General features: G+C 38.4%; 23 protein-coding genes. 5 read left to right on the top strand and 18 right to left on the bottom strand.

The window, feature by feature from the left end; translation table 11 throughout:
- Window positions 1–12: 12 nt before the first annotated feature.
- Window positions 13–3,363, bottom strand: a complete 3,351-nt coding sequence (gene dnaE, locus AC2YJL_RS00620; RefSeq protein WP_230933674.1) for a DNA polymerase III subunit alpha — start codon at window positions 3,361–3,363, stop codon at window positions 13–15.
- 141 nt (window positions 3,364–3,504) lie between these two features.
- On the opposite strand from dnaE, the gene ytrH reads away from it, so the two are divergent.
- Complete coding sequence (gene ytrH / locus AC2YJL_RS00615) at window positions 3,505–3,840, top strand: sporulation membrane protein YtrH (RefSeq protein WP_013059455.1); 336 nt, start codon at window positions 3,505–3,507, stop codon at window positions 3,838–3,840.
- Window positions 3,837–4,355: a sporulation membrane protein YtrI gene (gene ytrI / locus AC2YJL_RS00610; RefSeq protein WP_057233227.1), complete on the top strand. Its 519-nt coding sequence runs from the start codon at window positions 3,837–3,839 to the stop codon at window positions 4,353–4,355. Before ytrH ends, ytrI begins: the two co-directional genes overlap by 4 nt.
- Window positions 4,356–4,393: 38 nt before the next feature.
- Here ytrI and AC2YJL_RS00605 read toward each other — a convergent pair whose 3' ends face one another.
- Entirely contained in the window at window positions 4,394–5,332 is a 939-nt protein-coding gene (locus AC2YJL_RS00605; protein WP_028410518.1) for a DHH family phosphoesterase, read from the bottom strand.
- Window positions 5,333–5,583: 251 nt separating this feature from the next.
- Between AC2YJL_RS00605 and AC2YJL_RS00600 the strand changes: the two genes are divergently transcribed.
- Window positions 5,584–5,880 carry a YtpI family protein gene (locus AC2YJL_RS00600; RefSeq protein ID WP_013059458.1) on the top strand — a complete coding sequence of 99 codons (297 nt, stop codon included), beginning with the start codon at window positions 5,584–5,586 and terminating at the stop codon, window positions 5,878–5,880.
- Between the two features lie 26 nt (window positions 5,881–5,906).
- Here the strand turns inward: AC2YJL_RS00600 and AC2YJL_RS00595 are convergent, their stop codons facing one another.
- The 7 genes from AC2YJL_RS00595 to AC2YJL_RS00565 form a co-directional block, all read right to left on the bottom strand.
- Window positions 5,907–7,223 (bottom strand): CBS domain-containing protein, encoded by a 1,317-nt coding sequence (locus AC2YJL_RS00595; RefSeq protein WP_013059459.1) that lies wholly within the window; start codon window positions 7,221–7,223, stop codon window positions 5,907–5,909.
- 81 nt (window positions 7,224–7,304) lie between these two features.
- Window positions 7,305–7,541 (bottom strand): hypothetical protein, encoded by a 237-nt coding sequence (locus AC2YJL_RS00590; RefSeq protein WP_195695813.1) that lies wholly within the window; start codon window positions 7,539–7,541, stop codon window positions 7,305–7,307.
- A 359-nt stretch (window positions 7,542–7,900) separates the two neighbouring features.
- A complete protein-coding gene (locus AC2YJL_RS00585; protein WP_195696999.1) occupies window positions 7,901–8,578 on the bottom strand; it encodes a metal-dependent hydrolase in 678 nt (225 codons plus the stop codon).
- A 113-nt stretch (window positions 8,579–8,691) separates the two neighbouring features.
- On the bottom strand, window positions 8,692–9,813 hold the full coding sequence (ald, locus tag AC2YJL_RS00580; protein ID WP_487374611.1) for an alanine dehydrogenase: 1,122 nt from the start codon (window positions 9,811–9,813) through the stop codon (window positions 8,692–8,694).
- 150 nt (window positions 9,814–9,963) lie between these two features.
- Window positions 9,964–10,131, bottom strand: coding sequence for a hypothetical protein (locus tag AC2YJL_RS00575; protein ID WP_013059463.1), 168 nt, complete (start codon window positions 10,129–10,131; stop codon window positions 9,964–9,966).
- A 164-nt stretch (window positions 10,132–10,295) separates the two neighbouring features.
- Window positions 10,296–11,684, bottom strand: coding sequence for an argininosuccinate lyase (gene argH / locus AC2YJL_RS00570; RefSeq protein ID WP_195695810.1), 1,389 nt, complete (start codon window positions 11,682–11,684; stop codon window positions 10,296–10,298).
- The gene (locus tag AC2YJL_RS00565; RefSeq protein ID WP_013059465.1) at window positions 11,681–12,889 is read right to left on the bottom strand and encodes an argininosuccinate synthase; all 1,209 of its coding nucleotides are present in this window, start codon (window positions 12,887–12,889) and stop codon (window positions 11,681–11,683) included. Before AC2YJL_RS00565 ends, argH begins: the two co-directional genes overlap by 4 nt.
- 314 nt (window positions 12,890–13,203) lie before the next feature.
- Here AC2YJL_RS00565 and AC2YJL_RS00560 point away from each other — a divergent pair, with 314 nt between their 5' ends.
- Window positions 13,204–13,518: a hypothetical protein gene (locus tag AC2YJL_RS00560; protein ID WP_195695809.1), complete on the top strand. Its 315-nt coding sequence runs from the start codon at window positions 13,204–13,206 to the stop codon at window positions 13,516–13,518.
- A gap of 26 nt (window positions 13,519–13,544) precedes the next feature.
- Here AC2YJL_RS00560 and AC2YJL_RS00555 read toward each other — a convergent pair whose 3' ends face one another.
- The 8 genes from AC2YJL_RS00555 to sppA form a co-directional block, all read right to left on the bottom strand.
- Window positions 13,545–14,390, bottom strand: coding sequence for an EcsC family protein (locus AC2YJL_RS00555; RefSeq protein ID WP_230933678.1), 846 nt, complete (start codon window positions 14,388–14,390; stop codon window positions 13,545–13,547).
- Between the two features lie 228 nt (window positions 14,391–14,618).
- Window positions 14,619–15,809, bottom strand: coding sequence for an acetate kinase (locus AC2YJL_RS00550; protein ID WP_050688617.1), 1,191 nt, complete (start codon window positions 15,807–15,809; stop codon window positions 14,619–14,621).
- Window positions 15,810–16,005: 196 nt separating this feature from the next.
- Complete coding sequence (locus AC2YJL_RS00545) at window positions 16,006–16,998, bottom strand: class I SAM-dependent methyltransferase (protein ID WP_050688618.1); 993 nt, start codon at window positions 16,996–16,998, stop codon at window positions 16,006–16,008.
- Window positions 16,999–17,145: 147 nt separating this feature from the next.
- Window positions 17,146–17,679: a thiol peroxidase gene (gene tpx, locus AC2YJL_RS00540; protein ID WP_042452765.1), complete on the bottom strand. Its 534-nt coding sequence runs from the start codon at window positions 17,677–17,679 to the stop codon at window positions 17,146–17,148.
- A 137-nt stretch (window positions 17,680–17,816) separates the two neighbouring features.
- Window positions 17,817–18,284 (bottom strand): GerW family sporulation protein, encoded by a 468-nt coding sequence (ytfJ, locus tag AC2YJL_RS00535; protein WP_195695807.1) that lies wholly within the window; start codon window positions 18,282–18,284, stop codon window positions 17,817–17,819.
- Window positions 18,285–18,297: 13 nt separating this feature from the next.
- Window positions 18,298–18,996 carry a DUF2953 domain-containing protein gene (locus AC2YJL_RS00530; RefSeq protein ID WP_050688620.1) on the bottom strand — a complete coding sequence of 233 codons (699 nt, stop codon included), beginning with the start codon at window positions 18,994–18,996 and terminating at the stop codon, window positions 18,298–18,300.
- A gap of 236 nt (window positions 18,997–19,232) precedes the next feature.
- Complete coding sequence (locus AC2YJL_RS00525) at window positions 19,233–19,736, bottom strand: RDD family protein (protein ID WP_230933679.1); 504 nt, start codon at window positions 19,734–19,736, stop codon at window positions 19,233–19,235.
- Window positions 19,737–19,746: 10 nt separating this feature from the next.
- Complete coding sequence (gene sppA, locus AC2YJL_RS00520) at window positions 19,747–20,757, bottom strand: signal peptide peptidase SppA (RefSeq protein ID WP_251568888.1); 1,011 nt, start codon at window positions 20,755–20,757, stop codon at window positions 19,747–19,749.
- Window positions 20,758–20,906: 149 nt separating this feature from the next.
- On the opposite strand from sppA, the gene AC2YJL_RS00515 reads away from it, so the two are divergent.
- Window positions 20,907–21,707, top strand: a complete 801-nt coding sequence (locus AC2YJL_RS00515; protein ID WP_050688622.1) for an NAD kinase — start codon at window positions 20,907–20,909, stop codon at window positions 21,705–21,707.
- A 23-nt stretch (window positions 21,708–21,730) separates the two neighbouring features.
- Here the strand turns inward: AC2YJL_RS00515 and AC2YJL_RS00510 are convergent, their stop codons facing one another.
- A complete protein-coding gene (locus tag AC2YJL_RS00510) occupies window positions 21,731–23,323 on the bottom strand; it encodes an amidohydrolase (protein WP_230933680.1) in 1,593 nt (530 codons plus the stop codon).
- Window positions 23,324–23,413: the final 90 nt, after the last annotated feature.

Here is a 23,413-nt window from a genome sequence, read left to right as displayed (position 1 = left end):
AATCTGTAAAGACTATATCTTCTTGAACACAACGTGCTTCTCTCCCAGCATTGCTTTTAAAGTGTTTATTAACTCGTCGCTTCGTTCAATAGAATAGTGAACGGGAAGCTTGACCAATTGACGTTCTGCCTCATAATAAATTTTTACGGGGATTTTCCCTCTATGAGACTGAAAATGCTGGTAAATAGTATGAAGCAGCTTTTCTGTACCTTGCTTTGTTTCTATACGTAAGTATAATTCTTCTGACGGTAGTTTTTGAACCGCTTCGCTAGCAGCTTCAGCACGTTGACAAACAATTTGCTGCTGCCCATTTCTTTCATCTATCTTTCCTTGTATCAGTAAAACCTTACCTTGTTCAAACAGCAGACGATTCTGCTCAAATACGCGGGGAAACGCAACAACTTCTCCTTCTCCACTTTCATCCGTGATGCGTAAAAAAGCCATTTGCTCTCCTTTTTTCGTTCGAATGACGCGAATTTCCAACACAAATACTAAAAGAGAGACCGCTTTTCCTGAAGCGTATTCTTTCATATCGTGAAGAGAAACAACAGAATAAAAGGAATTCAGCGCTTCATACTGAGAAGCAGGGTGGCTTGATAAATAAAAACCTAGCATATCTTTTTCATACTGAAGCCGATCTTCTATTTTCAGTTCCTCTTTTTCCATATATTTAGGCTTTAACGAAAATTCATCTCCAAATCCAAAGTCATCATCTGGCAGTACCAAGCTTGCATGTTCAAACGCTACATCAATCGTTGCTAATAAAGTAGCTCGATTTTCTCCAAACTCATCAAAGCCTCCAGACAGAATCAAGGCTTCAAGCGCCTTTTTATTCACGGCTTTTTGTGAAACACGGGCACAAAAATCAAATAAGTCTTCAAATCTTTTTTTCTTTCGCTCTTCTGTTATTTCCTGCATAGCTGCTGCGCCAATATGTTTAATCGCTGCAAGGCTATACCTTATACTTTCACCTTCTACGTTAAACGAATACATGCTCTTGTTAATAGAAGGTGGGAGAACTTGTATTTTTTTTCTTTTTAGTTCATTAATATATTGAGCAATTTTCCCTTCGTTTCCAATAACGCTCGTTAGTAAAGCTGAAAAGAACTGCAGCGGGTAATGTGCTTTCAAATAAGCTAACTGATAGGCTACCATACTGTAAGCAACGGCATGACTTCGGTTGAAGCCATAATCAGCAAAACGCACAATAAGGTCATACACTCGATTAGCAACGGATAGGTCATATCCTTTCTTCTTGCTTCCTTGGATAAAATGAGCTCGTTCACGATCCAACACTGACCGTTCTTTTTTACTAACTGCTCTTCTCAACAAATCTGCTTCTCCAAGAGAAAAACCGGCCATTTTTGAAGCAATCTGCATAATTTGCTCTTGATACACGATAACGCCGTGCGTGGATTGTAAAATGTCTTTAAGCGTAGGATGATCATATATTACCTTCACCACTCCATGCTTGCGCTTAATATAGGTTGGAATATTTTCCATCGGACCAGGTCTATACAGCGCGTTAACTGCTACAATATCTTCTAGCTCTGTAGGTTTTAATTGCTGAAGAACTCTTCTCATTCCATCTGACTCTAGCTGAAAAATACCGGTCGTATCTCCTTTACTCAGCAGTTCAAAAGTTTTTTGATCGTTAAACGGTATATGAGACAGTGCCAGCTTTCGATTCATGTCCCGCTCAATTTTCTTTAAAATATGATCTAAAATGGTTAAGTTGCGCAAACCTAAAAAGTCCATTTTCAAAAGCCCAACGTCTTGCAGAGCTTCCATTGGATATTGAGTCAGATATACATCATCATGTCCTTCTTGTACAGCTACAGATTGCGTCAGCGGCTTCTCACTAATCACAACGCCTGCTGCATGCGTAGAAGTATGCCTTGGCAGTCCTTCTATCTTCATGGCAATGTTGTACCATTGTTTTCTGGCTTCATTTTCGGATAAATAGTCTTGAAGAACTCTTGAATCACGAAGAGCGCTTTTCAACGTTGTACCTGGTTTAGTTGGAATCGCTTTGGACATTTTGTTTAGCGCGTCTTGATCAAATCCCATCACTCTCCCTACATCACGTACGGCTGCTTTAGCTGCTAATGTTCCAAATGTAATGATTTGAGCTACGTGCAGCGCTCCATATTTTTGAGCCACATACTGAATGACTTGATCTCGTTTGTTATCAGGAAAATCAATATCAATATCAGGCATCGAAATACGTTCAGGGTTTAAAAAGCGCTCAAATAAAAGCTGATGCTGAATTGGATCAACATTTGTAATTCGCAAGGCGTATGAGACCAGTGAGCCTGCTGCTGAACCACGGCCTGGGCCCGTTAGGATACCGTGTTCATGAGCATAATTCATAAAATCCCATACGATAAGAAAGTAATCACTAAAGCGCATATTTTCAATAATGTTCAGCTCATAATCCAAGCGTTCCTCATATTGTTCCGTGATCACTTGAACTCTTTCTTGCAATCCTTTTTCGCAGAGAGTGCGCAAGTAGGCTGATGATGTAACAGACGGGGGAACAGGATATTTTGGAATGGACATTACACCTAGAGAAATTTCGAGCTCGCATCGACTTGCGATTTTTATACTTTCTTCTATTAAAAAATGCTGGTCATGAAAGAGATCTTCCATTTCATCAGGTGATTTGAAATAGTACTCGCTGCTCTTACTTTTTACCTCTTCATCGCTATGTAATTTCTCTCCGTCTCGAATAGCTGCTAAACACTCATACGCATCCCGATCTTCTTTTTTTAAATATTTCACTTGATTCGTCGCAACAAGCGGGATATTTTCTTCAGCAGCAAGTTCCGTTAACTGCTGATTTATAAAAGCTTCATCCTGTTCGTGGCGCTGTATCGATATATACAAAGACTGCGAATATACTTTTTTAAAGAATTGAAGCACTCGCTTAGCATCTTGAAGTTTGTTTTCTGCTAGCAGGGTTTCAACTTCTCCAGTTACACCGGGTGTAATAGCAATCAACCCGCCGCTATAATGATGGAGCCATTTTTTATTTACACCGTGTTTTTCCTTGGTTTGAACTAAACTGCTTAGTTTTAATAGATTTTCATATCCCTTATCATTTTCCGCTAACAAAACTAAAGGGTACGCTCGCTCGCTTTCTTCATGTTCTAGGATTGATAATGTGAGCCCAATAATTGGCTTGATCCCTGCTTTCACGCAGGCTTTATAAAAAGGAATGACTCCGTACATCACGTTTTCATCAGTCAAAGCAATCGCTTCATAGTTCATTTTCTTAGCTGTTTCTACAAGTTCATGAATACGAACGGAACTGCTTAATAAGCTATAAGAACTTTGAAGCTGCAAGTGAACAAAAGGCACAGGACTTCCCACCTTTCTTTAATTCTTTATTCTTATTATAAATTTTGTTGCCGGCGTAGACAAATTACATAACTCTGAGCGTTTGTCCATATATATGTAGGAAGCGTGATTCATTGATAAACTAGTAAAGGAGGACACGTCATGACAAAAGAGCCTTTTATGTCTCTTTTCATTTGGAGTTATTTCACTTCATTAGGTATTATTTTAGGCGGTTCATTAATTGGAGCATTTGCGGGGTTTTTAATTGGAAAATCTCCTTTATACGTCATGCATACCCTCAGCAATAGTTTGAAAATCTGGGCAATTGTCGGAGCAATTGGAGGAACATTTGATACGTTTTACAGCTTTGAGCGCGGACTCTTTGAAGGAGCCACAAAAGATGTATTCAAACAAATCCTTTTAATTCTATCCGCTATGGGAGGAGCTCAGACCGGGGCTCTTATCATCAAGTGGTTAACTCAGGAGCATTTTGTATGAGGGTACCCAGCGAGCGAATGTTCAAGCGCTCCGACTGGCAGCGTTTTTTTGCCGGTATAGTCATTGGAGCAATTGTTAGCTGGGGGGTGTTTTTAACGATTTATGGCGTTTCAAGAGATAGAGAGCTAGAGGAAGTTCGAATTGCTAATGATAAGCTAGAAAAAGCAAATTTGCAAATTAGCGCATGGCAAGAAGATGTAAAAGCATTAAACAAGGAAATGAAGCAGCATTTGATTATTCAGAATGTGAAAGTAAAATTAGTAAATGGCAATCGTTATAAAGTAAACTCTGTGGTTGAATACAATATTCAAAAAAGCGTCGACGAAGAAGCACAGCACTTAATTGCCCAAGATATTGAAAGTGCGTATCGAAGCAGGGATATCTTAAAAAAAGCAATTGAAAATAAAAAATACGAATTCGATAAAACGATTTATGAAGTTGAAGTTCATCAAATTTATTTTTATACAACGCTTTCGATTGAAGTTCGAATTAAAAAGATGGAAAAAGTACTATAAAAAGCCGCTGATTTAAAATCAACGGCTTATTTTACAGATTACTGCTGACTGCAGAGCTCTTCTAAATCAAGTAGTAAAGGCTCTACTTCTTCCCATGAATAAATGGAAGCGCCGGACGCAAGAGGATGGCCTCCTCCGTTGTATTTTCTAGCAATTGTATTAATGACAAGCTCTTTTGAACGAAGGCGAACACGAATTTGATTTTCTTCCTCCACAAAAAACACCCACGTTTTTACTCCATCAATTTGCCCTAACGAACCGACTAGCTGAGAAGCATCAGCTGGTGTCACATCATATTTTCGAAGAATTTCATTTGGAATTTTCATATGAGCAACTCCTGCTGGAGACATCGTAAAATTTTGCAGCACATATCCGTGTAAGTGAGCGACGTTTTCTTTTGTTTTGTATAACTGATCATATACATCTTTAAAATTGAAACCATATTGAATCAATTCACTTGCATAGCAAAACGTTTTCGGCTTTGTATTTGGAAATAAAAATCGACCCGTATCTCCGACGATACCGCTGAAGATCAGCTTTGCTCCTTCATCATTCAGAGATAAACCCTTTTCTTTTCCTTCCAAGTAAAATTCATAAATCATTTCGCTTGTTGAAGAAGCAGACGTCTCAACCCAAAGCAAATCACCGTAAGGAGTTTGGTTTGGATGGTGATCAATTTTAATGACCATTTTTCCATTTACGTAGCGCTGATCTGATACTCGTGCTTCATTAGCCGTATCACAAACAATGACAAGCGCACCCTCATAGGTCTCATCAGCGATATCATCCATCCGGTATAAAAATTTTAATGACTCCGCTTCTTCTCCCGTTACGTATACCTTCTTCTCCGGAAAAGATGTTTTTAACAATTCCGCTAATCCGCACTGAGATCCGTATGCATCTGGATCTGGACGAATGTGCCGGTGAATAATGATGGTGTCAAACTGCTTAATAGCTTCTAATATTTGTGCTTTCATTTTCTCTCTCCCGTCAAGACTGTTCTTATTTTATGTACGCACCACGTGCACTTACATTTCCACAGCGCTGTATCCATATTATTTATTAAATCATATCTCTTCTCTTTTTTAAAAGAAGAATCAATCAATAGTAGAATTTTCTGTCATCGACCTGTAAAATAATAGATACTACTGTAAACACTTTCAACACTACTGCTTACTAGCATCTAGAAACATTACGGATAGAAATACACCGGACTGGAGGGGCGTCTGTGCCATTTTTTATGATTTTAATCGTTGTGTCCTTTGTTTTCTACATGTATTTAAAAGTAAAATACGTACGTTCGAAACGCCCAATGGAACGAAAGTGGATTTCCGCTAAGTCGAGTATTTGTCTTGGCTCTTTTGTATTATTTTTTGGAATCAATCAATGGTTTATTTACGAAACAAGCCTTTCGCTTATCATCGGCATACTATTTGTATTATTCGGTTCAGGCAGCATATTAGCAGGTATCAAAGCTTACAAGTACTATCAGCCTTATGCAATAAAAGAAGCTGATCAAATGTAAAAGAAGCTGCAGAGCAGCTTCTTTTTTTATACTCTTTCCAATAACTGAGCCATCATCATCGCTTTCCCTACTACAACCCCGGCATTGTAGACTTCTACATCTAATTTAGCAAACTTCCGACCAAGTTCTAATAGCTTAGGACGAATTTCAATTACGCTTTCAATTTGAACTGGCTTAATAAAATAAACGGTGATGTTTTCAATAACCAAATCACCTTTTTTATATAAGCGAAGAACACGATTGGCGGCTTCCGTTACAATAGTAGTGAAAACTCCGTATGAAATAGTCCCCATATAATTCGTCATTTGCGGCGTTACTTCACAGCGATACACTGGTGCTTCTTTTGTCTCTTGTACATCCATAAATTGATTGGTTACAATGTCGTCAATGGTTTCTCCTACCTGCGGTTGACGCTGAATCATTTGCAGCGCCTTTAAAACATCTTGACGGCTGATAATGCCCTCTAGCCGGTGGTAATCATCCACTACAGGCAGCACTTCAATCCCTTCCCATACCATCATATGCGCAGAAGAAGCGACCGATGTTTTCCCGTGAACCGTCATCGGATTTTTCGTCATTACTTTTTCAATTGAAGTAGAAAGGTCATATCCAATAACATCTTTTGAGGTGACCATACCGTGAACTTTCATATGCTGATCCACTACAGGAAAACGACTGTGGTGAGTCTTATCGTTACATTCATGCCATTTTTCAATCGTATCGGTTAACTGCAAGCTAACCGCTTCAGAGATAGGTGTTAAAATATCCTCTACAAGCACAATTTCTTTTTTTATCAGCTGATCATAAATAGCACGGTTAATCATCGTTGCAACTGTAAACGTGTCATAGCTCGTTGAAATAATAGGAAGCTTAAGATCATCCGCAAGCTTCTTAACCCATTCTTCCGTATCAAAGCCGCCCGTAATTAACACGGCTGCTCCTGCTTCAAGAGCTAATTCATGAGCGTTTACTCGATTCCCTACGATAAGAAGGTTTCCGGCCTCGGTATATCTCATCATAGCATCAAGCTTCATCGCTCCAATAACAAACTTGTTTAACGTTTTATGCAAGCCTTCACGTCCGCCCAGCACTTGTCCATCCACGATGTTTACTACTTCAGCAAACGTGAGCTTTTCAATGTTTTCTTTTTTCTTTCGTTCAATTCGAATGGTCCCAACTCGTTCAATCGTTGAAACATATCCTTTATTTTCCGCGTCTTTTATTGCTCGGTACGCCGTGCCTTCACTGACATTCAGTTCTTTGGCAATTTGGCGCACTGAAATTTTTTCACCAATTGGAAGCGAATCGATATACTGTAAAATTTGCTCATGTTTTGTCGCCACGTGTACTTCACCCTTCTAAAACGTTTTTACGTTTCATATGTCTTTTCTTTTATTATACGGGGGAAGTGAAATGGATTCAATCTAACCTCTTTGACGCAAAGGCTTTCTCGCACTATTTTTTTGAATACCTGCCTTCTTGCGGCGCGGTGCATAAAGCAGTGATGACAAATTGCCTCCGGCTACAAAAAGAGCAAAGGTAAACCAGCTTATACTAAAAATCCCTTGCAAACTCGAAGTTGTTAACACTAAGTGCGGCATTGCATAGTAAAGCATCACTCCACATAGTAAAAGCGATAAAATAACTCGATTTTTTTCCATAGCTCTCCCTCCTTATTATTACTATCGTATGCAGGGAAGTAAAAAAAGCAGAACGTTTCTTTGCAAATAAAAAGAGATTAAGACATAACTGCATCGATTCAATCCAAAGACGAACAAATGTGAGACATGAGCTGAACTGCTTGTGACACCGCAGTTGATTTCCGTGCAAGACTTCGCTTTCCGCGGGCGGCCGGTGAGCCTCCTCGGCGCTTGCACTCCAATCCACAGCTAGAAGCCGCTACATATATGAAACCTACGTTCACCATAACAATAAAAAAAGAACGAGTGATCGATATTATCGATTACTCGTTCTTTTTTAACTTTAACTGAAATCGTTTTGTCCCAGCCTCTATCTATGATTAAAGATCCAATCCTTCTCCAGCTTTTAATACTTTTCCTTCAATGCCAGATAAAGACTCAACAAACTGATGAGGATCTTGCTTAATTACAGGAAATGTATTGTAGTGAATTGGCACAACAAGCTTTGCCTGCACCCATTCCGCTGCGATAGCTGCATCTTCAGGTCCCATTGTAAAGTTATCTCCAATTGGAAGAAATGCTACGTCAGGCTCATGGCGACCAATTAACTTCAAATCAGAAAATAAAGCCGTATCTCCAGCATGATAAATTGTCTTTCCTTCAATCGTTAAAAGCAAACCAGCCGGCATTCCTGTATAAATAATTTTCTCATTATTTTCTGTATAACTTGAACCGTGGAAAGCTTGGGTCAATTTCACCGTGCCAAAATCAAATGTATAGGCTCCGCCTATGCTCATTGGATGTACGTTTAAGCCTTGCCAGCTAAGATATGTAGCTAATTCTGCTACTGCCACAACAAGTGCACCGCTGCGCTTAGCAATTTCCACCGTGTCGCCTACATGATCATTATGGCCATGAGTCAGTAAAATCACATCTGCTTTTACATCTTCAGCATTTAAATCTGTTAATTCATTTCCAGTGATAAACGGGTCAATTAAAATTGTTTTTCCTTTTGTTTCAATTTTAACAATAGAATGTCCATGATAAGAAACGTGCATCATTTATTCTCTCCTTTTACACTAACATTTTCTATATTCTACCCGTCCGTTTTAGTTACAAAACAAGTGAATACGCGGCTATCATATCACAAACTGCGCAAAAACATGCCTTATTATGCTTGCTCTAATAAAGTTGTTGCATCAGCGTAAGTGAGACCGTGTGCATCTGCCACAGCCGCGTAAGTGACAAACCCATTTAGAGTGTTGATGCCTTGAAGAAGGGAAGGGTTTTTTAAGCACGCTTTTTTATATCCCTGACTTGCTATTTGCAGAGCATAAGGAACCGTTACATTGGTCAGCGCTAAGGTCGACGTACGTGGAACAGCTCCTGGCATATTAGCAACAGCATAATGCAAGACCTCATGCTTCGAATAAGTCGGGTTATCGTGAGTGGTAATGCGATCAGTTGTTTCAAAAATCCCCCCTTGATCAATAGCAATATCAACTACAACGGACCCTTTTGACATCGTTTGAACCATTTCCTCTGTGACAAGCTTTGGCGCTTTAGCTCCCGGTATGAGAACCGCTCCTATCACTAAATCTGACTCTTTTACAGATTGTGCGATATTGTAGTGATTTGACATTAATGTCGTCACTTCTTTACCAAATAAATCATCAAGCTGGCGAAGGCGATCAGCGTTTAAATCAATCATTGTAACATCAGCCCCTAATCCGACCGCAATTTTAGCTGCGTTGGTTCCTGCTACTCCTCCTCCAATAATTGTTACTTTTCCTCTTTGCACGCCTGGAGCTCCACTTAATAAAATCCCTTTGCCACCTTTGGTTTTCTCCAAAAATTGAGCTCCAATCTGAGAAGACATTCTTCCTGCAACTTCGCTCATCGGAGTTAACAGAGGCAAGCTTTTGTTTGGAAGCTGTACAGTTTCATAAGCGATGCCTACCACCTTTTTATCAATCAATGCTTTCGTTAATGCTTCTTCAGCTGCCAAATGTAAATAGGTAAACAAAATAAGTCCTTCACGAAAATATCCGTATTCTTCTGAAATCGGTTCTTTTACTTTCATAACCATTTCAGCATCCCATGCTTCTTTTGCAGTATTTACAATAGAAGCTCCTGCATTTGTGTAATCTTCATCATGGAATCCAGAGCCTTCTCCTGCCTGTGTTTCAATATATACATCATGCCCACCGTTAACTAAAGCTGTAACACCAGCTGGAGTAATAGCCACGCGATTTTCATTGTTTTTTACTTCTTTCGGCACTCCAATTTTCACCTTTATCCCTCTTTTCTTATATCAGTGATTAACTGAAAAAAGAACGCCACACCAAATCCTTTAGAAAACCGGATTTACTATGACGTTACCTTTCGATAGAGCTCAGCATAATCCTGCTTTTCTTAGTCTATATACAGTATATGCATCTAGTTATTCATATAGTTCGTTATCACTCTGTGCTTCTGGATTTTCGACTACAGAAGCCATAGCATCGCCAATGACGCCGCTTGAATAAGAATCCATTAGCTGTCTTGATGTCTCTTTTTCTCCTTCGAAATCATATTCATATACATGCTGCGGATGTTTTTTGTCTTTCATATGTCACTTCTCCTTTTTCACTTTATTTTCTTTAAGAATGTGAACTTTACTTCATAATCCCTTACATAATCTTTTCTATTTTCTTCTTAAATGCTCTAGTTATACCATTTATCTCACATCAAAAAACGCCCGCAGATTTTTCTGCGGACGTTTTGATAACTTTTTTATATTGATGTTTTTTCATGCAATTCATCTTTAGCTAGCTGAATTGCTTTTTTTACTTGTTCAAATCCTGTTCCTCCCGCGCTATTGCGGCGATTAACAGCTGTTTTTGGACTTAATACATGATAGATGTCTTCCTCGAATAAATCTGACGCTTCCTTATATTGCTCAAGCGGCAAATCCATTAGGTAGATATTTTTCTGAATACAAACGAGAACCAGTTTCCCAACCACTTCATGTGCTTCACGAAACGGCATACCTTTTGAAGCAAGATAGTCAGCTAACTCCGTTGCATTTGAAAAATCTTGTTTCGTAGCTTTTTCCATAACATTTGTTTTTACTGTCATTGTTTCAATCATGCCAGCAAAAATGGTCAAACATCCTTCAATCGTTGTAACCGTATCGAACATGCCTTCTTTATCTTCTTGCAAGTCTTTGTTGTATGTTAAAGGCGTGCCTTTTAACACAGTCAATAAGCTAAATAAATGACCATATACTCGTCCTGTTTTACCACGAATTAACTCCGCCATATCAGGATTTTTCTTCTGAGGCATAATACTGCTGCCCGTTGCGTACGTATCATCCATTTCAATAAATTGAAATTCTTGACTAGACCATAAAATTAACTCTTCACAAAAACGAGATAAATGCATCATTAAAATAGAACTGTTGCTTAAAAACTCTAAAATAAAGTCACGATCGCTGACAGCATCCATACTGTTTTGATAAATCCCATTAAAGCCTAGAAGTTCCGCGCTATAGTGACGATCAATTGGGAATGTCGTACCAGCTAAAGCTCCTGCTCCTAAAGGAGATAAATCAATACGCTTCAGTGATTCCGCATAACGTTCAGCATCGCGCTTGAACATTGAAACATAAGCCATTAAATGATGAGCAAAAGAAACCGGCTGCGCGCGCTGTAAATGTGTGTAGCCTGGAAAAATGGTTTCAACATGCTGATCTGCTTTTGTAAGTAGTACATCTTCTAGATTTTCAATCAACCCTACAATTTGCTGAACATGCTTTTTTAAATATAAGTGCATATCTGTAGCAACTTGATCATTACGGCTTCGACCCGTATGAAGCTTTCCTCCAACCGGACCAATTTCATCAATTAATAACTTTTCTAAATTCAAATGAATATCTTCATATTGAGCAGAAAATGTTAATTCTTTCTTCTTAGCTTTTTCAAGCAGTGTTTGAAGGCCCTTTTTAATTTGTGACGCTTCATCTCCAGAAAGAATACTGCATTTCTCCAGCATTTTTACATGTGCTAAACTGCCTTCAATATCTTCTTCTACAAGATGCTGATCAAATGAAATCGACGCACCGAACTCGTCAATCCATTGTTCAGGGCGTTTCGTAAAACGCCCTCCCCAAAGTTTGGTCATACCGTTGTCACCTTCTTTTGATTTACCATGCTGCTCACTTGTGTTGGAAGTCCCCATAATGAGATGAAACCAACTGCTGCATTGTGATCAAATTCATCTTCTTTTGTATATGTTGCAAGTTTTTCATTGTATAAAGAATTAGGAGATTTACGTCCCTCTACGATAGCATGCCCTTTAAATAGTTTTACTCTCACTGTTCCGTTCACATATTGCTGCGTATCTTTTAAGAATGCAAGCAGTGAATTCGTTAATGGAGAGAACCATAAACCTTCATAGATAACTTCTGTTAATTTTTTCTCAATTACTGGTTTGAAGTGCGCTACTTCTTTTACTAATGTTAAATCTTCAAGCTCTTTGTGCGCTTTAATTAATGTCATAGCAGCTGGACACTCATATACTTCACGTGATTTAATTCCCACAAGACGGTTTTCTACATGGTCAATACGTCCGACTCCGTGCTTACCTGCAATTTCGTTCAATTCTAGAATTAACTGAGCTAGCGTGTACGATTGACCGTTTAATGATACGGGAACACCTTCAACGAATTCAATTTCCACTACATCGGCTGTGTCCGGAGTGTTTTCAAGAGAAGCCGTTAGGTCATATGCTTCTTCAGGTGGAGCTGCCCAAGGATCTTCAAGAACACCACACTCATTACTTCTTCCCCATAAGTTTTGGTCAATTGAAAATGGGCTGTCTAAGTTAATTGGAATTGGAATATTCTTTTCTTTTGCATACTCGATTTCTTCTTCACGAGACCATTTCCAGTCACGAACAGGAGCTAAAACTTCTAAGTGTGGATTTAATGCTTTAATTGATACTTCGAAACGCACTTGGTCATTTCCTTTTCCCGTACATCCATGTGCGACAGCTACTGCATTTTCTTGTTCTGCTACTTCTACAAGCTTTTTAGCGATTAGCGGTCTAGATAGTGCAGATACTAATGGATATTTTCCTTCATATAATGTGTGTGCTTGAAGTGCTGCTAACGCAAATGTATTGGCATACTCTTCTTTTGCATCAATCACATATGATGATACCGCTCCAACTGTTAAGGCTTTTTCTTTAACGAATTTTAAATCTTTTCCTTCGCCTACATCTAAACAGCAAGCTACTACATCGTACCCTTTTTCCTGTAACCATTTAATTGCAACTGACGTATCTAAACCTCCGGAATATGCTAAAACAACTTTTGGATTACTCATTATCTATTCCTCCTACAAATTATATATATATTAATACAACCGTTTTAATTTTTATTCATTTAATCTACTATTACTTTAACAACTTTTTAATCTATTTTCAATAGTTATTCAAAAAAAAGTATATAAATTCACATTTATTTTAATTTAACAGGGTGAAATCTCTTAAAATACTGTAAAAATAAACATGAATGAATATTCTTTTCTTACATACTGTGTATATTTATATGCATAAATCAAGTATAAATGATTTATTTTTCACTTACAGTAGCTCTGGCTTTTGTCATTGTATAAAATGGAAGGGAAGAGGTGAAAAAATGGAGCGCTTTTTTACTTATGACAACAGACTCGGTATAAAAATTCCTGTTCTTGAAAGAGAATGGACATTCTATTCTGAAAAAGTTCAGCAGGATATTCTCCTAACATGGGAATCCATTCGGGGGGATATTCCAGACAAAATTCAATCTTTAGAAAAGAGTATTAATCAAAAACAAGCGGCGTTAGAAGACGAGACTAATTTTATCCGCTCCTGTGAATTAAATAGCGAGATAGGAGAACTTGCTTCTATTATTAATGATTTGTGGATTTGGTATCGAACAAATGAGGAAATATCAAAGAAAGTTCACGGATAGACAAAAAAAACGAGTCTCATGAAAAATTAATGAGACTCGTTTTTCTTATCCAGCAAATAGCGGTATTGATAAAAGCGCTTTGCATAATCTGTCACTTGCTTGGCCATTCGGTAATTCATCCCTCCGCCAACCATCATACTCACCACTGGCAAACGATTGTAAACTTTTCTTTTTGCAGCAAATATAGCTAGCGTTTTCCCGATTTGCACAACGATTTTTTGCAGCCACGTTTTATCTACAATTTGATCAACACCTTCATAAAAATACGGGTCAAATTCTTGGCTTAACTCACTCTTTAATTGATGCCACCCCTCAGCCTGAAGGTGTCTAGGTAGCGTTGCTGCATGGAAAACTTTTAGCGTTAGCATCAGCTCTGAAGGAGTCTGGATATGATAGCCGTAGCTCATTGCTGCCTGTTGCACCGCTTGAATATTCATGCATAAAACAGCAGGTATATCAATACCGACTAGCAGCGATTGTCCGGTTCCTGAAAGTGCTCCTTGACTCAGCGCATACAACCGAAGCTTGGCCATTTGCTGTTCGCATATATAAGAAAGCTGATCTACTTGAAGGGAATTCATTTCTGAGAGATCTGTGATATCCTCTTTGAATACACGAGCGGTTTCAATAATTCGTTTTGTCGCTTGAGTTTGCATTTCCGTACCTTGAATTAATGCAGTTAACTGAAAGAGTCCCTCATCAATTTTATGTAAATAGGTCTCACGAACAGAAGCTGGAATTAAGTTAAGCCCTTTTTCTAACCACTCTTCGTATAATAACTCCATCTCAGTTGCTTCTACACTCTGTAAGCTCTCTTCCCATTTATAGATTTCTTCTAAAAGCTGTTCTTCGCGATTCGTTAGTATCATCATGTCACCCTTTCAAGAAATAAGTAGTTTTATTTTTATTATAACAAATAATGCATCCGTTACATTTTGCTTCCTATATTATTTCTTTCTTCTATACGTTGTAAACCTTCTTTCAACCGTCAGCTACTGACGCTATATAAAAAAGCTGATTTCCTAACAAGGAAATCAGCTTTTCGTTAGTTTGCCTGACAATTTATGAGAATTCATGCATTGAAGAGGCACTTTATGAACTTAAATATTCGCTAAACGAGTAACGTCACGTGCAATCATAACTTCTTCGTCTGTAGGAATAACCATAACTTTAACTGGAGAATGAGGGTAGCTAATAAATGCTTCTTCTCCTTGTACACTATTTAAAGCTGGATCCCAATAAACGCCCATGAACTCTAAACCGCGAAGAACGCGAGCACGTACAACATCACTGTTTTCTCCAATACCTGCTGTAAAGATGATTGCATCTACACCAGACATACGAGCAGCATAAGAACCGATATATTTATGAATACGGCTAGCAAATACTTCAAGTGCTGTTTCAGCGCGTTCATTGCCTTCAGCGCTTGCTTTGATTAGATCGCGTAGGTCACTAGAAATACCAGATACACCTAAAAGACCACTTTCTTTATTTAATACATTTAATACTTCGTCAGCAGTTTTTCCTGTTTTCTCCATAATAAATGGAATTAATGCAGGGTCAATGTTACCTGAACGAGTTCCCATTGCTACACCAGCTAATGGTGTGAAGCCCATTGATGTATCAATTGACTTGCCGCCTTCAATTGCAGCAATACTTGCACCGTTACCTAAGTGACAAGAAATTAAGCGCAATTGTTCGATTGGACGGCCAAGAAGCTCAGCTGCACGCTCAGAAACATATTTATGAGATGTGCCGTGGAAACCGTATTTACGAACGCCATACTGTTCATAGTACTCGTACGGTAAGCTGTACAAGAATGATTTTTCTGGCATTGTTTGATGGAATGCTGTATCGAAGACTGCTACAGCTGGAACATTTGGAAGAATATCTTGGAACGCTTTAATTCCCACAATGTTTGCTGGATTGTGAAGCGGTGCTAAATCAGATAAAGCTTCAATTTCCGCTAGTGTTTCATCTGTGATTAAAACAGAATCAGCAAACTTCTCTCCGCCGTGTACTACACGGTGACCTACACCAGTGATTTCATCGTATGATTGAATGATGTTTTGAGAAAGTAACTTTTCAACTAAAATTTTAACTGCAACAGCATGGTCAGGGATTTCTGTAATATCCGTTTGTTTTTCACCATTTACCGAGATCGTGAAAACAGCGTTATCTAAACCAATTCGTTCTACTAAACCTTTTGTTAATACCGTCTCACTTGGCATTTCAAATAATTGAAACTTAAGTGAAGAACTGCCGGCGTTGATTGCCATGATTTTTGACATAAAAAAACAGCTCCTTCTTTATTATACGTGCATCATAAACATAACGAACAGAACATAAAAGTGTAATCTCTACAATATTCTATGCATTTCGACACGATTTCTATCCTTATTCATTTAATCATTCACGACAATAGATTTCAAGAGCTATACATCATGAAAACGCTACCGACAAATATTCATTATTTTCGAAAAAGACTTACTTTTTATTCACTCGGAACCATTGGTCCATTTGAGCCATAATATCACTCATTGCTTCCCGATTGCTGAACTTCGGTAAATTCACAAGCAGCGCGTTTTCAGGTGCTGTTACTCCTTCTCCCTGCTTTTGAAGAACCATAATACTTTTAGCAGCCTGCTCTTGTTTGAACATTGAAAGCGGCAGCTGAACGATTCCTTGAACGATTGCTTCCTCTTTTAAAAGCGGCTGTAATAAATGAGACTGTTCAGATTCAAACAAGTTATTTGGAATAAGAGCCACTACGTATCCTCCGTCTTTTACATGACGCAAGCTTTGTTCAATAAATAAGTGATGAGCATAAGTGTGACCTTCTTCAGCTCTTACTTTATACTCTTTTGCCCCTTCGTCGTTTGGATAATAACCAACCGGCAGGTCACAGACAACTAAATCAACAGGATCAATAAAAAGCGGCTGTAAGCTGTCTTGATTGAATAATTGAACGCCGTGCTTCTGTAAATTTGCATTTACATATGTCAATTGAAGTAATAAATCATCCACGTCTACACCGTATACGTGTTCAATTGACGCAGCGTGTGTATTTAAAATGGTTGTTAATAAGTTCCCTGCTCCTACTGCTGGATCTAAAAGCGTATATTTATCTTTTCCTGCCATGAACTTTCCAACTAGGTAGCTGACAAATAGTCCTACAGCATCAGGCGTCATTTGATGGTTAGGCTGAACTGCTTCTTTCATGCCTTTTAAAATAGCTAGCTGATACGCTTTTCGAATCGTTTCTTTTTCAAAATGATCAAGCGTGATTGAATCGTACTCTTTTTTTAAACGTTTTTTAGTTACCTCATCTAGCTCTTCTTGTAAAATAGTTCCTTGAAACAAATTTTCTCCCGTTTCAGCTACTGCTTCTAAATATACGCAGTTTAGTTCTTTTCTTAAAATAATAGCTGTTTGATCAATTACACCAAATAGCTTTTCCATACTAGCTAACTGACTCATATTCTGCCTCCTGTGTAATGAAATAATATCTATATAAATGAGTAAACGTCCTATTTGGAACATCATATTTTATCATAAAAACTTCTTAAAACACAAAGAAGGCGAAAAACATTGTTTTCCGCCTTCTGCCGAACGCCACTGACAATCTTACTTAGCTGTTTTAGCTGCTTCGATTGCTGCTTCGTAGTTCGGATGCTCAGTTACTTCTGGTAAGTACTCAACATACGTTACGTTGTCATTTGAGTCTACTACAAAGATTGAACGAGCTAATAAGCGTAATTCTTGAATGGCTACACCATATGCTTCTCCGAAAGATAAGTCGCGGTGGTCAGATAAAGTTTGAACATTATCAATGCCATTAGCACCACACCAGCGCTTTTGAGCAAACGGTAAATCTACGCTTACTGTTAATACTTTTACGTTATCTAATTTAGCTGCTTCTTCGTTGAAGCGGCGAGTTTGCGCATCACAAACTCCAGTATCAATAGAAGGAACTACACTGATTAGGCGAACAGAACCCTTTGTGCTGTCAAGCGTTACTTCTGATAAATCATTTGCTAAAACAGTAAAGTTTGGAGCCTTGTCTCCAACCTTCACTTGATTTCCTAATAATGTTACATCGTTACCTTTAAATTTAGTCACGAATAATTCCTCCTTTAAATAAGTATGTACACTGTTCATATTAGCTTGTCTGTCTCTATATTGCAATTAAATGACATACAAAACATGGCACTCCAAGCTAGAAAACAAACCAAACAAAATAAGCTTTGCTTGCTTCTTTTACTATTCAAAGAAGCAAGCAAAGCTTTATTTTATACCTACAAATTAAAATCGTTTGCACTATCATGATGCTGATTTTGTTGATTGTGCTGATCCTGCTGATGATTGTTGCGCTTGAACATTTGCTGCACGCGTTCAATTGCTTGAGGTGCTGTATCTAGAATCTTTTCATATAAATGTGTACTTTCGTTAAGGTGAAGCATTTTAATTCCGCTTCCACTTACAATTAAAAAGGCAATTGGCGTAATCGATACACCGCCACCGCTACCTCCGCCGAATGGATGAGCTGATTCTTGCTGATGCTGTCCCGGAGAAGATGGTGCATGCCCTTCTACTCCAAACTCGCTTCCGCCCGCTGCAAAACCAAAACCTACTTTTGAGACAGTTAAAATAACACTGCCATCAGGTGTTTCTACAGGATCCCCAATGATTGTATTAACATCAATCATTTCCTTTAAATTTTCCATAGCTGTCGACATTAAACTTTTAATTGGATGTTCTGCCATTAAGATAACCTCCTTATGTTTTCACAGAGTGTGTCTTGTTCTTATTTGACGACTTCCATCTTTTGCGACGCTTTTTGGACGTATGCCGCCAGTATCTCAAGGTCCGTAAACCTACTAGAATAGCTTGACCAACTCGAAAAGAAATTATGCACTCAAATACCGTTTCTGACCAAAGATGTTGAAATACAGGAGTAACGCTCATGACAGGCATATCTTTTAGTTTCATATAACGGCTGATTATACCAACTATGCCCCCCTTTGCAGACCATACAGCCCCGGTAAGTACGCCTGTTAACGCAGCATCACCTAAGCCGAAACGGCTATGCCATCTAATATCACTTACCGTCACTTTCTGTAAGAAACGACGAAAAATTTTATGAAAACCGACTACCTGTTCAAGGAATTGCTTCGCATTTTCTAACATGCTTAACCCGTCTTCTACAGAATAATCATTCCATGAATTCTCGTCTTCTTTTCCTTGATCCCCCATTCCTTTCTTCTTTTCAACAAGCAAACGAGGAGAATCTTTTTTCACTTTCACTACCGGAATTTCATATGTATAGCGAATAAGACCAAACCAAGCCCTGAGCCTCACTCTGTAATAATCGTTATCTCGGACATGGTGAAGATCTACAAATAGTGTGATTTTTGTCCATACAATAAGTACAATAACAATTAAAAGTGCTAGCAATATCCATAAAAGCCATAGCACATCCTTCACTCCTTCTTAGCTTCACATTATCTCCAAAACACAGAATATTAAACCTTATGAAAACAATAAAAAGAGGTTGAGACATAACGAAATGAATCCAATCAACTGCTAGAAGAATCTAAACAAATGAAACCTTCGTTTACCATAACAAAAAAAAAACGCACCACTAATCAAAATCTTGATCAGTGGTACGTTTTTCACTTCGTCTAAAACCCTTTTGTCCCAGCCTCTTTTTATTATCTGCTGATTGTACCTTCATGTATGACAGTTGTATCTGCGTAGTAATCATGGGCTCCTTGCTTCTTAGGTAAAAACGCAACTAATAAATAGCCAAGTAAAAAAACTGTTTTAGAAATATAGCGCCCAACTCCTTCACGAAACAGCACAACAGGCCAAGTTAAAGTGGAGTCTTTCAGCGATACTACTTTAAGCCCAAACACCATCTTTCCAAGCGTTTGTCCAAAATACTTGGTCATTAAAACAAAATAACCATAAAAGATAATAACCGTTACAATCGTATAGGGAGAAAAAAATCCATCTCCTCGAGAAATACCTGCTAAATGGAAAATGGGCTTGATCAGCAGAGAGTTCAAGCTAGCTACTACAGCTAGATCTAAAAGGTATGCCCAAAAGCGCATCCAAAAGCCTGCATAATGGAATTCACTACCTATTGGAGTACTTACCGCTGGGTCATGTTTTATATTGTCGTTTGATTCGGTTGAATGAGACTGATTTTCCATGTTCCCACCTCTATTCTGCATATAAATACATCAGACGCGGAGAGCTTGGCTGCGCAAATATTTTTAACATTGCAGTAACTTGTTCATCTCCACCTATTACTTTTTGCATGCTCATTGAAAGCCAAGAAGGCAGTCCGAATCCTTGATTGTATTGAATTACTTGTGCACCTTTTAACTTATAATCTTTCTCCATTCCTGTTACCGCATCTTCAAAATAGCCTAGTTGATCGACCAGCTTCAGCTCTTTAGCCTGACGTCCATCGTACACTCTTCCATCTGCGATAGAACGCACTTTTTCTTTAGACAAGTGACGTCCCTCAGAGATAACATTGACGAAACCATCGTACGAGTTGTCTACAAGTGTTTGCATAATTTCTTTTTCTTCTCCGGTCATTTCTCTTGTTGGAGACATAATATCTTTATGAGCCCCGCTTTTAATCACAACAGATTCTACTCCTAGTTTATCAGCCAGCTTGCCGTAGTTAACGCTTTGCATAATTACACCTAGTGAACCTGTTAAAGTGTCCGGGATTGCATAGATTTTATTAGCAGCTGTTGAAATGTAATAGCCTCCTGAAGCAGCCATTGATCCCATTGAAATATACACTGGCTTTTTCGTTTCTTTCTTCAGCTCTTCAATTTTTTTATGTATTTCAGCACTTTCAACGACGCCGCCGCCCGGTGAATTCACCTTAATAATGACTCCTTTAACTGCCTTATCATTTTTTGCAGCCTCTAGCTGCTTTAAAAATGCTTGGTGGTTATAACCATTTTGGGACATAAGCGGAGAGGAACCGCTCCCTGTATCTTGAATCGTTCCATTGACCTCTAGCACTGCAATTTTCTTAGCTGCATTCCCTTTTTCGATAACTGTTTCTGATAGTTCACTGTCGTCTCCTCCAAATATTCCTGCCAGACCGTCATCTTTTTCTTCTTTGACTGAAAAACCAATATTAACAATCGTAGAAAAAATGAATAAGCAGGCCGCAATTAAAAGAGCAATCCACCTTTTTTTGTTCATGAAAATCCTCCTTTTTAGGTGTCAGAATTAAAAGATTATTCTTTTAATTCTTAAAGCAATAATGCTATAATTATTGTAACAAACTTTTTTTAAAAAGTTTACTTTATCGCTAATATTTTACATATCAGACAAACAAGGGGGAACTATCTATGCCAAATCGTCGCAACGTTTATTTCTTTCATCCAAAAAATCAGGAAACAAAGGCGCTTGTAAGTCCACTTATTGAACTTGCAAAACAATATGACTTTCAAATAGTAGATCATTTCGACAGCGCTAACATCATTGTAAGTATTGGCGGTGACGGAGCTTTCTTACAGGCTGTCCGTCAATCTGGCTTTCGAGATGACTGCTTATATGCTGGTGTCACAACTTCAGATCAACTAAGCTTTTACTGCGATTTTCATATCGATGAAACGGATAAAATGATTGAAGCTATTACGACAGAAAATATAGAAGTACGTCGATTTCCCGTTTTACAAACTCAAATTGATCAAGGAACTTCTTTTTATTGCTTAAATGAATGTTCGATTCGATCAGGTGTGATAAAAACACTCAGTCTAGATGTTTTTATTAATGAAAATCACTTTGAAACATTCCGTGGGGATGGGATGATTATTTCAACACCAACAGGCAGTACGGCTTATAATAAATCGGTAAGTGGAGCCGTAGTTGATCCGTTAATTCCTTGTATGCAAGTCAGCGAATTGGCATCGTTAAATAATAATAACTATCGTACATTAGGATCTTCATTCATCCTAAGCGCTGAGCATACGCTCACTTTAAAACTATCCAATGACAACAACCACAGTCCAATTATTGGAATAGATAACGAAGCATTAAATGCACGCCAAGTTGATCAAGTTCAAATTCGTTTAAGCGACCGTCAAATTAAAACGGTTAAACTTAAAGATAACTCCTTCTGGCAACGAGTTAAGCGTACATTTCTATAATAAAAAGCGCCCTTGGGCGCTTTTTATTTTTGATATACAATTTCTCCATTAATAGCAGTCATCTGCACCTGTACCGATGGGATATCATCTACATGTATCTCAAACAGATCTCTTTCTAACACGGTAAAATCAGCTACATAGCCCTTTTGAACATATCCTTTTTTGTCCTCTTGATGAATGGCCTGCGCGCTTCCTAAAGTAAACAGCTGAACAGCTTCAAATACTGTAAGTCGCTCAGATGGTATGTAAACGACCGAGCTATTTGGAGAAGTTTTTCTAGAAACTGCTGCATGAATTGTTAACATGGGATTGATAGGTTCAATAGGCGCATCCGATCCCCCTGCACACATAACGCCCTCGTCCAATAACGTTTTCCACGCATAGCAATAGTCTAAATGCTCTTCTCCAATTTTTTCAATGACCCATGGAAAATCACTGGCTAAAAACCGAGGCTGAATATCCAATACAACCGGGAGCTTTTTTACACGCTCAACTAAATCTTTTCGTAGAATTTGCGCATGAATAATACGATCTCTTTGCCCTGTTTGAGGAGGATATTGCTCGATGCTTTCTACTACATATTGAAACGCTAAATCACCAATCGCATGAATTGCAACCGTCATGCCCAATTCTCTTGCTTTTCTCACTAGCTGTTTTAATTCATCTAGTGATTGAATAGCTACACCTCTTGTAGATGGGTCGCTTTTGTATGGAAAGCTTAAAAGAGCAGATTGACTGCCGAGAGAACCATCAGCAAAAATCTTCATTGGACCTATTTCAATAAAAGCGGATGTGTCTTTCTTTTTTTCAAGGTATGTATACATATCATCTACAGCTTCATGATGAACAAGTAAATGAGCACGAAACAGCTGCTTTTCTTTATGAATAACGTCTTGAAATGCTTGATATGCACGCAAAAAGCCTCCATAATAATTTAAATCTTCCGTATGTCCACCCGTCAATCCGTGCTGAACACAATCTTTAATGGCTACTGAAAGAGCTTGTCGAATGTATGCTTCTGATACTTGAGGAATATGACCCGTTACTAATTCTTGCGCTTGATCAGCCAAAAAACCGGTAGGATTTCCTGCTTCATCCCTCTGGATAATACCTCCTTCCGGGTCACGTGTTTCAGCTGTAATCCCGGCTATTTTAAGAGCAGTCCCGTTTACTACTAATCCGTGACGACAGACTCGCTTCAACATAATCGGATGTTCAGTTGAAAGTTGATCAAGATCTTGATACTGAATCAAAGAGGAATCTTCCCACTGATTTTCATCCCACCCTTCTCCAATTACCCATTCTCCTTTTGGTGTACTCTCTACTTTTTGCCGAACGCGCATCAGCACGTCTTCCCTAGAAGTAGCTTGAGACAAATCAAGCCTAAGGAGCTTTTCACCGTGACCAATTAAATGAAGATGGCTATCTACAAAGCCCGGATACATTGGATATCCTTTGAGGTGTACTTCTTTGTCAATCTCAGCACCCCATTTAATTCTTAGATCTTTTTCTGCGCCTATATCTTCAATGAATCCTTTTTTTACATATACGCTTTCTACATGTTTACCCTCTTTTAGCATCGTATATATTTTGCCGCCGTAAAATAAAGTCCCCATCGCCAACATCTCCTTTACTTTATAAAGCTTGATCTTGTCTCTATTATACGTGACAAAACAAACAAGACAAAAGAGTGAGGTTTCCCCCAC

The organism is Priestia sp. SRI_019 (assembly GCF_057586255.1).
The sequence above is the reverse complement of the archived record's forward strand: the minus strand, read 5'-3'. Positions and strand labels throughout refer to the sequence as shown.

Excerpts from the sequence above, each read along its gene's own strand:
- AC2YJL_RS00560 (WP_195695809.1), top strand. The coding sequence starts at position 13,204 with ATGGAGCGCTTTTTTACTTATGACAACAGACTCGGTATAAAAATTCCT.
- AC2YJL_RS00515 (WP_050688622.1), top strand. The coding sequence starts at position 20,907 with ATGCCAAATCGTCGCAACGTTTATTTCTTTCATCCAAAAAATCAGGAA.
- AC2YJL_RS00590 (WP_195695813.1), bottom strand. The coding sequence starts at position 7,541 with ATGGAAAAAAATCGAGTTATTTTATCGCTTTTACTATGTGGAGTGATG.
- ytrI (WP_057233227.1), top strand. The coding sequence starts at position 3,837 with ATGAGGGTACCCAGCGAGCGAATGTTCAAGCGCTCCGACTGGCAGCGT.
- AC2YJL_RS00510 (WP_230933680.1), bottom strand. The coding sequence starts at position 23,323 with ATGGGGACTTTATTTTACGGCGGCAAAATATATACGATGCTAAAAGAG.
- AC2YJL_RS00545 (WP_050688618.1), bottom strand. The coding sequence starts at position 16,998 with ATGAGTCAGTTAGCTAGTATGGAAAAGCTATTTGGTGTAATTGATCAA.
- ytfJ (WP_195695807.1), bottom strand. The coding sequence starts at position 18,284 with ATGGCAGAACATCCAATTAAAAGTTTAATGTCGACAGCTATGGAAAAT.
- AC2YJL_RS00585 (WP_195696999.1), bottom strand. The coding sequence starts at position 8,578 with ATGCACGTTTCTTATCATGGACATTCTATTGTTAAAATTGAAACAAAA.
- ytrH (WP_013059455.1), top strand. The coding sequence starts at position 3,505 with ATGACAAAAGAGCCTTTTATGTCTCTTTTCATTTGGAGTTATTTCACT.
- AC2YJL_RS00525 (WP_230933679.1), bottom strand. The coding sequence starts at position 19,736 with ATGGAAAATCAGTCTCATTCAACCGAATCAAACGACAATATAAAACAT.
- AC2YJL_RS00575 (WP_013059463.1), bottom strand. The coding sequence starts at position 10,131 with ATGAAAGACAAAAAACATCCGCAGCATGTATATGAATATGATTTCGAA.
- AC2YJL_RS00605 (WP_028410518.1), bottom strand. The coding sequence starts at position 5,332 with ATGAAAGCACAAATATTAGAAGCTATTAAGCAGTTTGACACCATCATT.
- AC2YJL_RS00550 (WP_050688617.1), bottom strand. The coding sequence starts at position 15,809 with ATGTCAAAAATCATGGCAATCAACGCCGGCAGTTCTTCACTTAAGTTT.
- sppA (WP_251568888.1), bottom strand. The coding sequence starts at position 20,757 with ATGAACAAAAAAAGGTGGATTGCTCTTTTAATTGCGGCCTGCTTATTC.
- AC2YJL_RS00565 (WP_013059465.1), bottom strand. The coding sequence starts at position 12,889 with ATGAGTAATCCAAAAGTTGTTTTAGCATATTCCGGAGGTTTAGATACG.
- AC2YJL_RS00555 (WP_230933678.1), bottom strand. The coding sequence starts at position 14,390 with ATGATGATACTAACGAATCGCGAAGAACAGCTTTTAGAAGAAATCTAT.
- tpx (WP_042452765.1), bottom strand. The coding sequence starts at position 17,679 with ATGAACAGTGTACATACTTATTTAAAGGAGGAATTATTCGTGACTAAA.
- argH (WP_195695810.1), bottom strand. The coding sequence starts at position 11,684 with ATGACCAAACTTTGGGGAGGGCGTTTTACGAAACGCCCTGAACAATGG.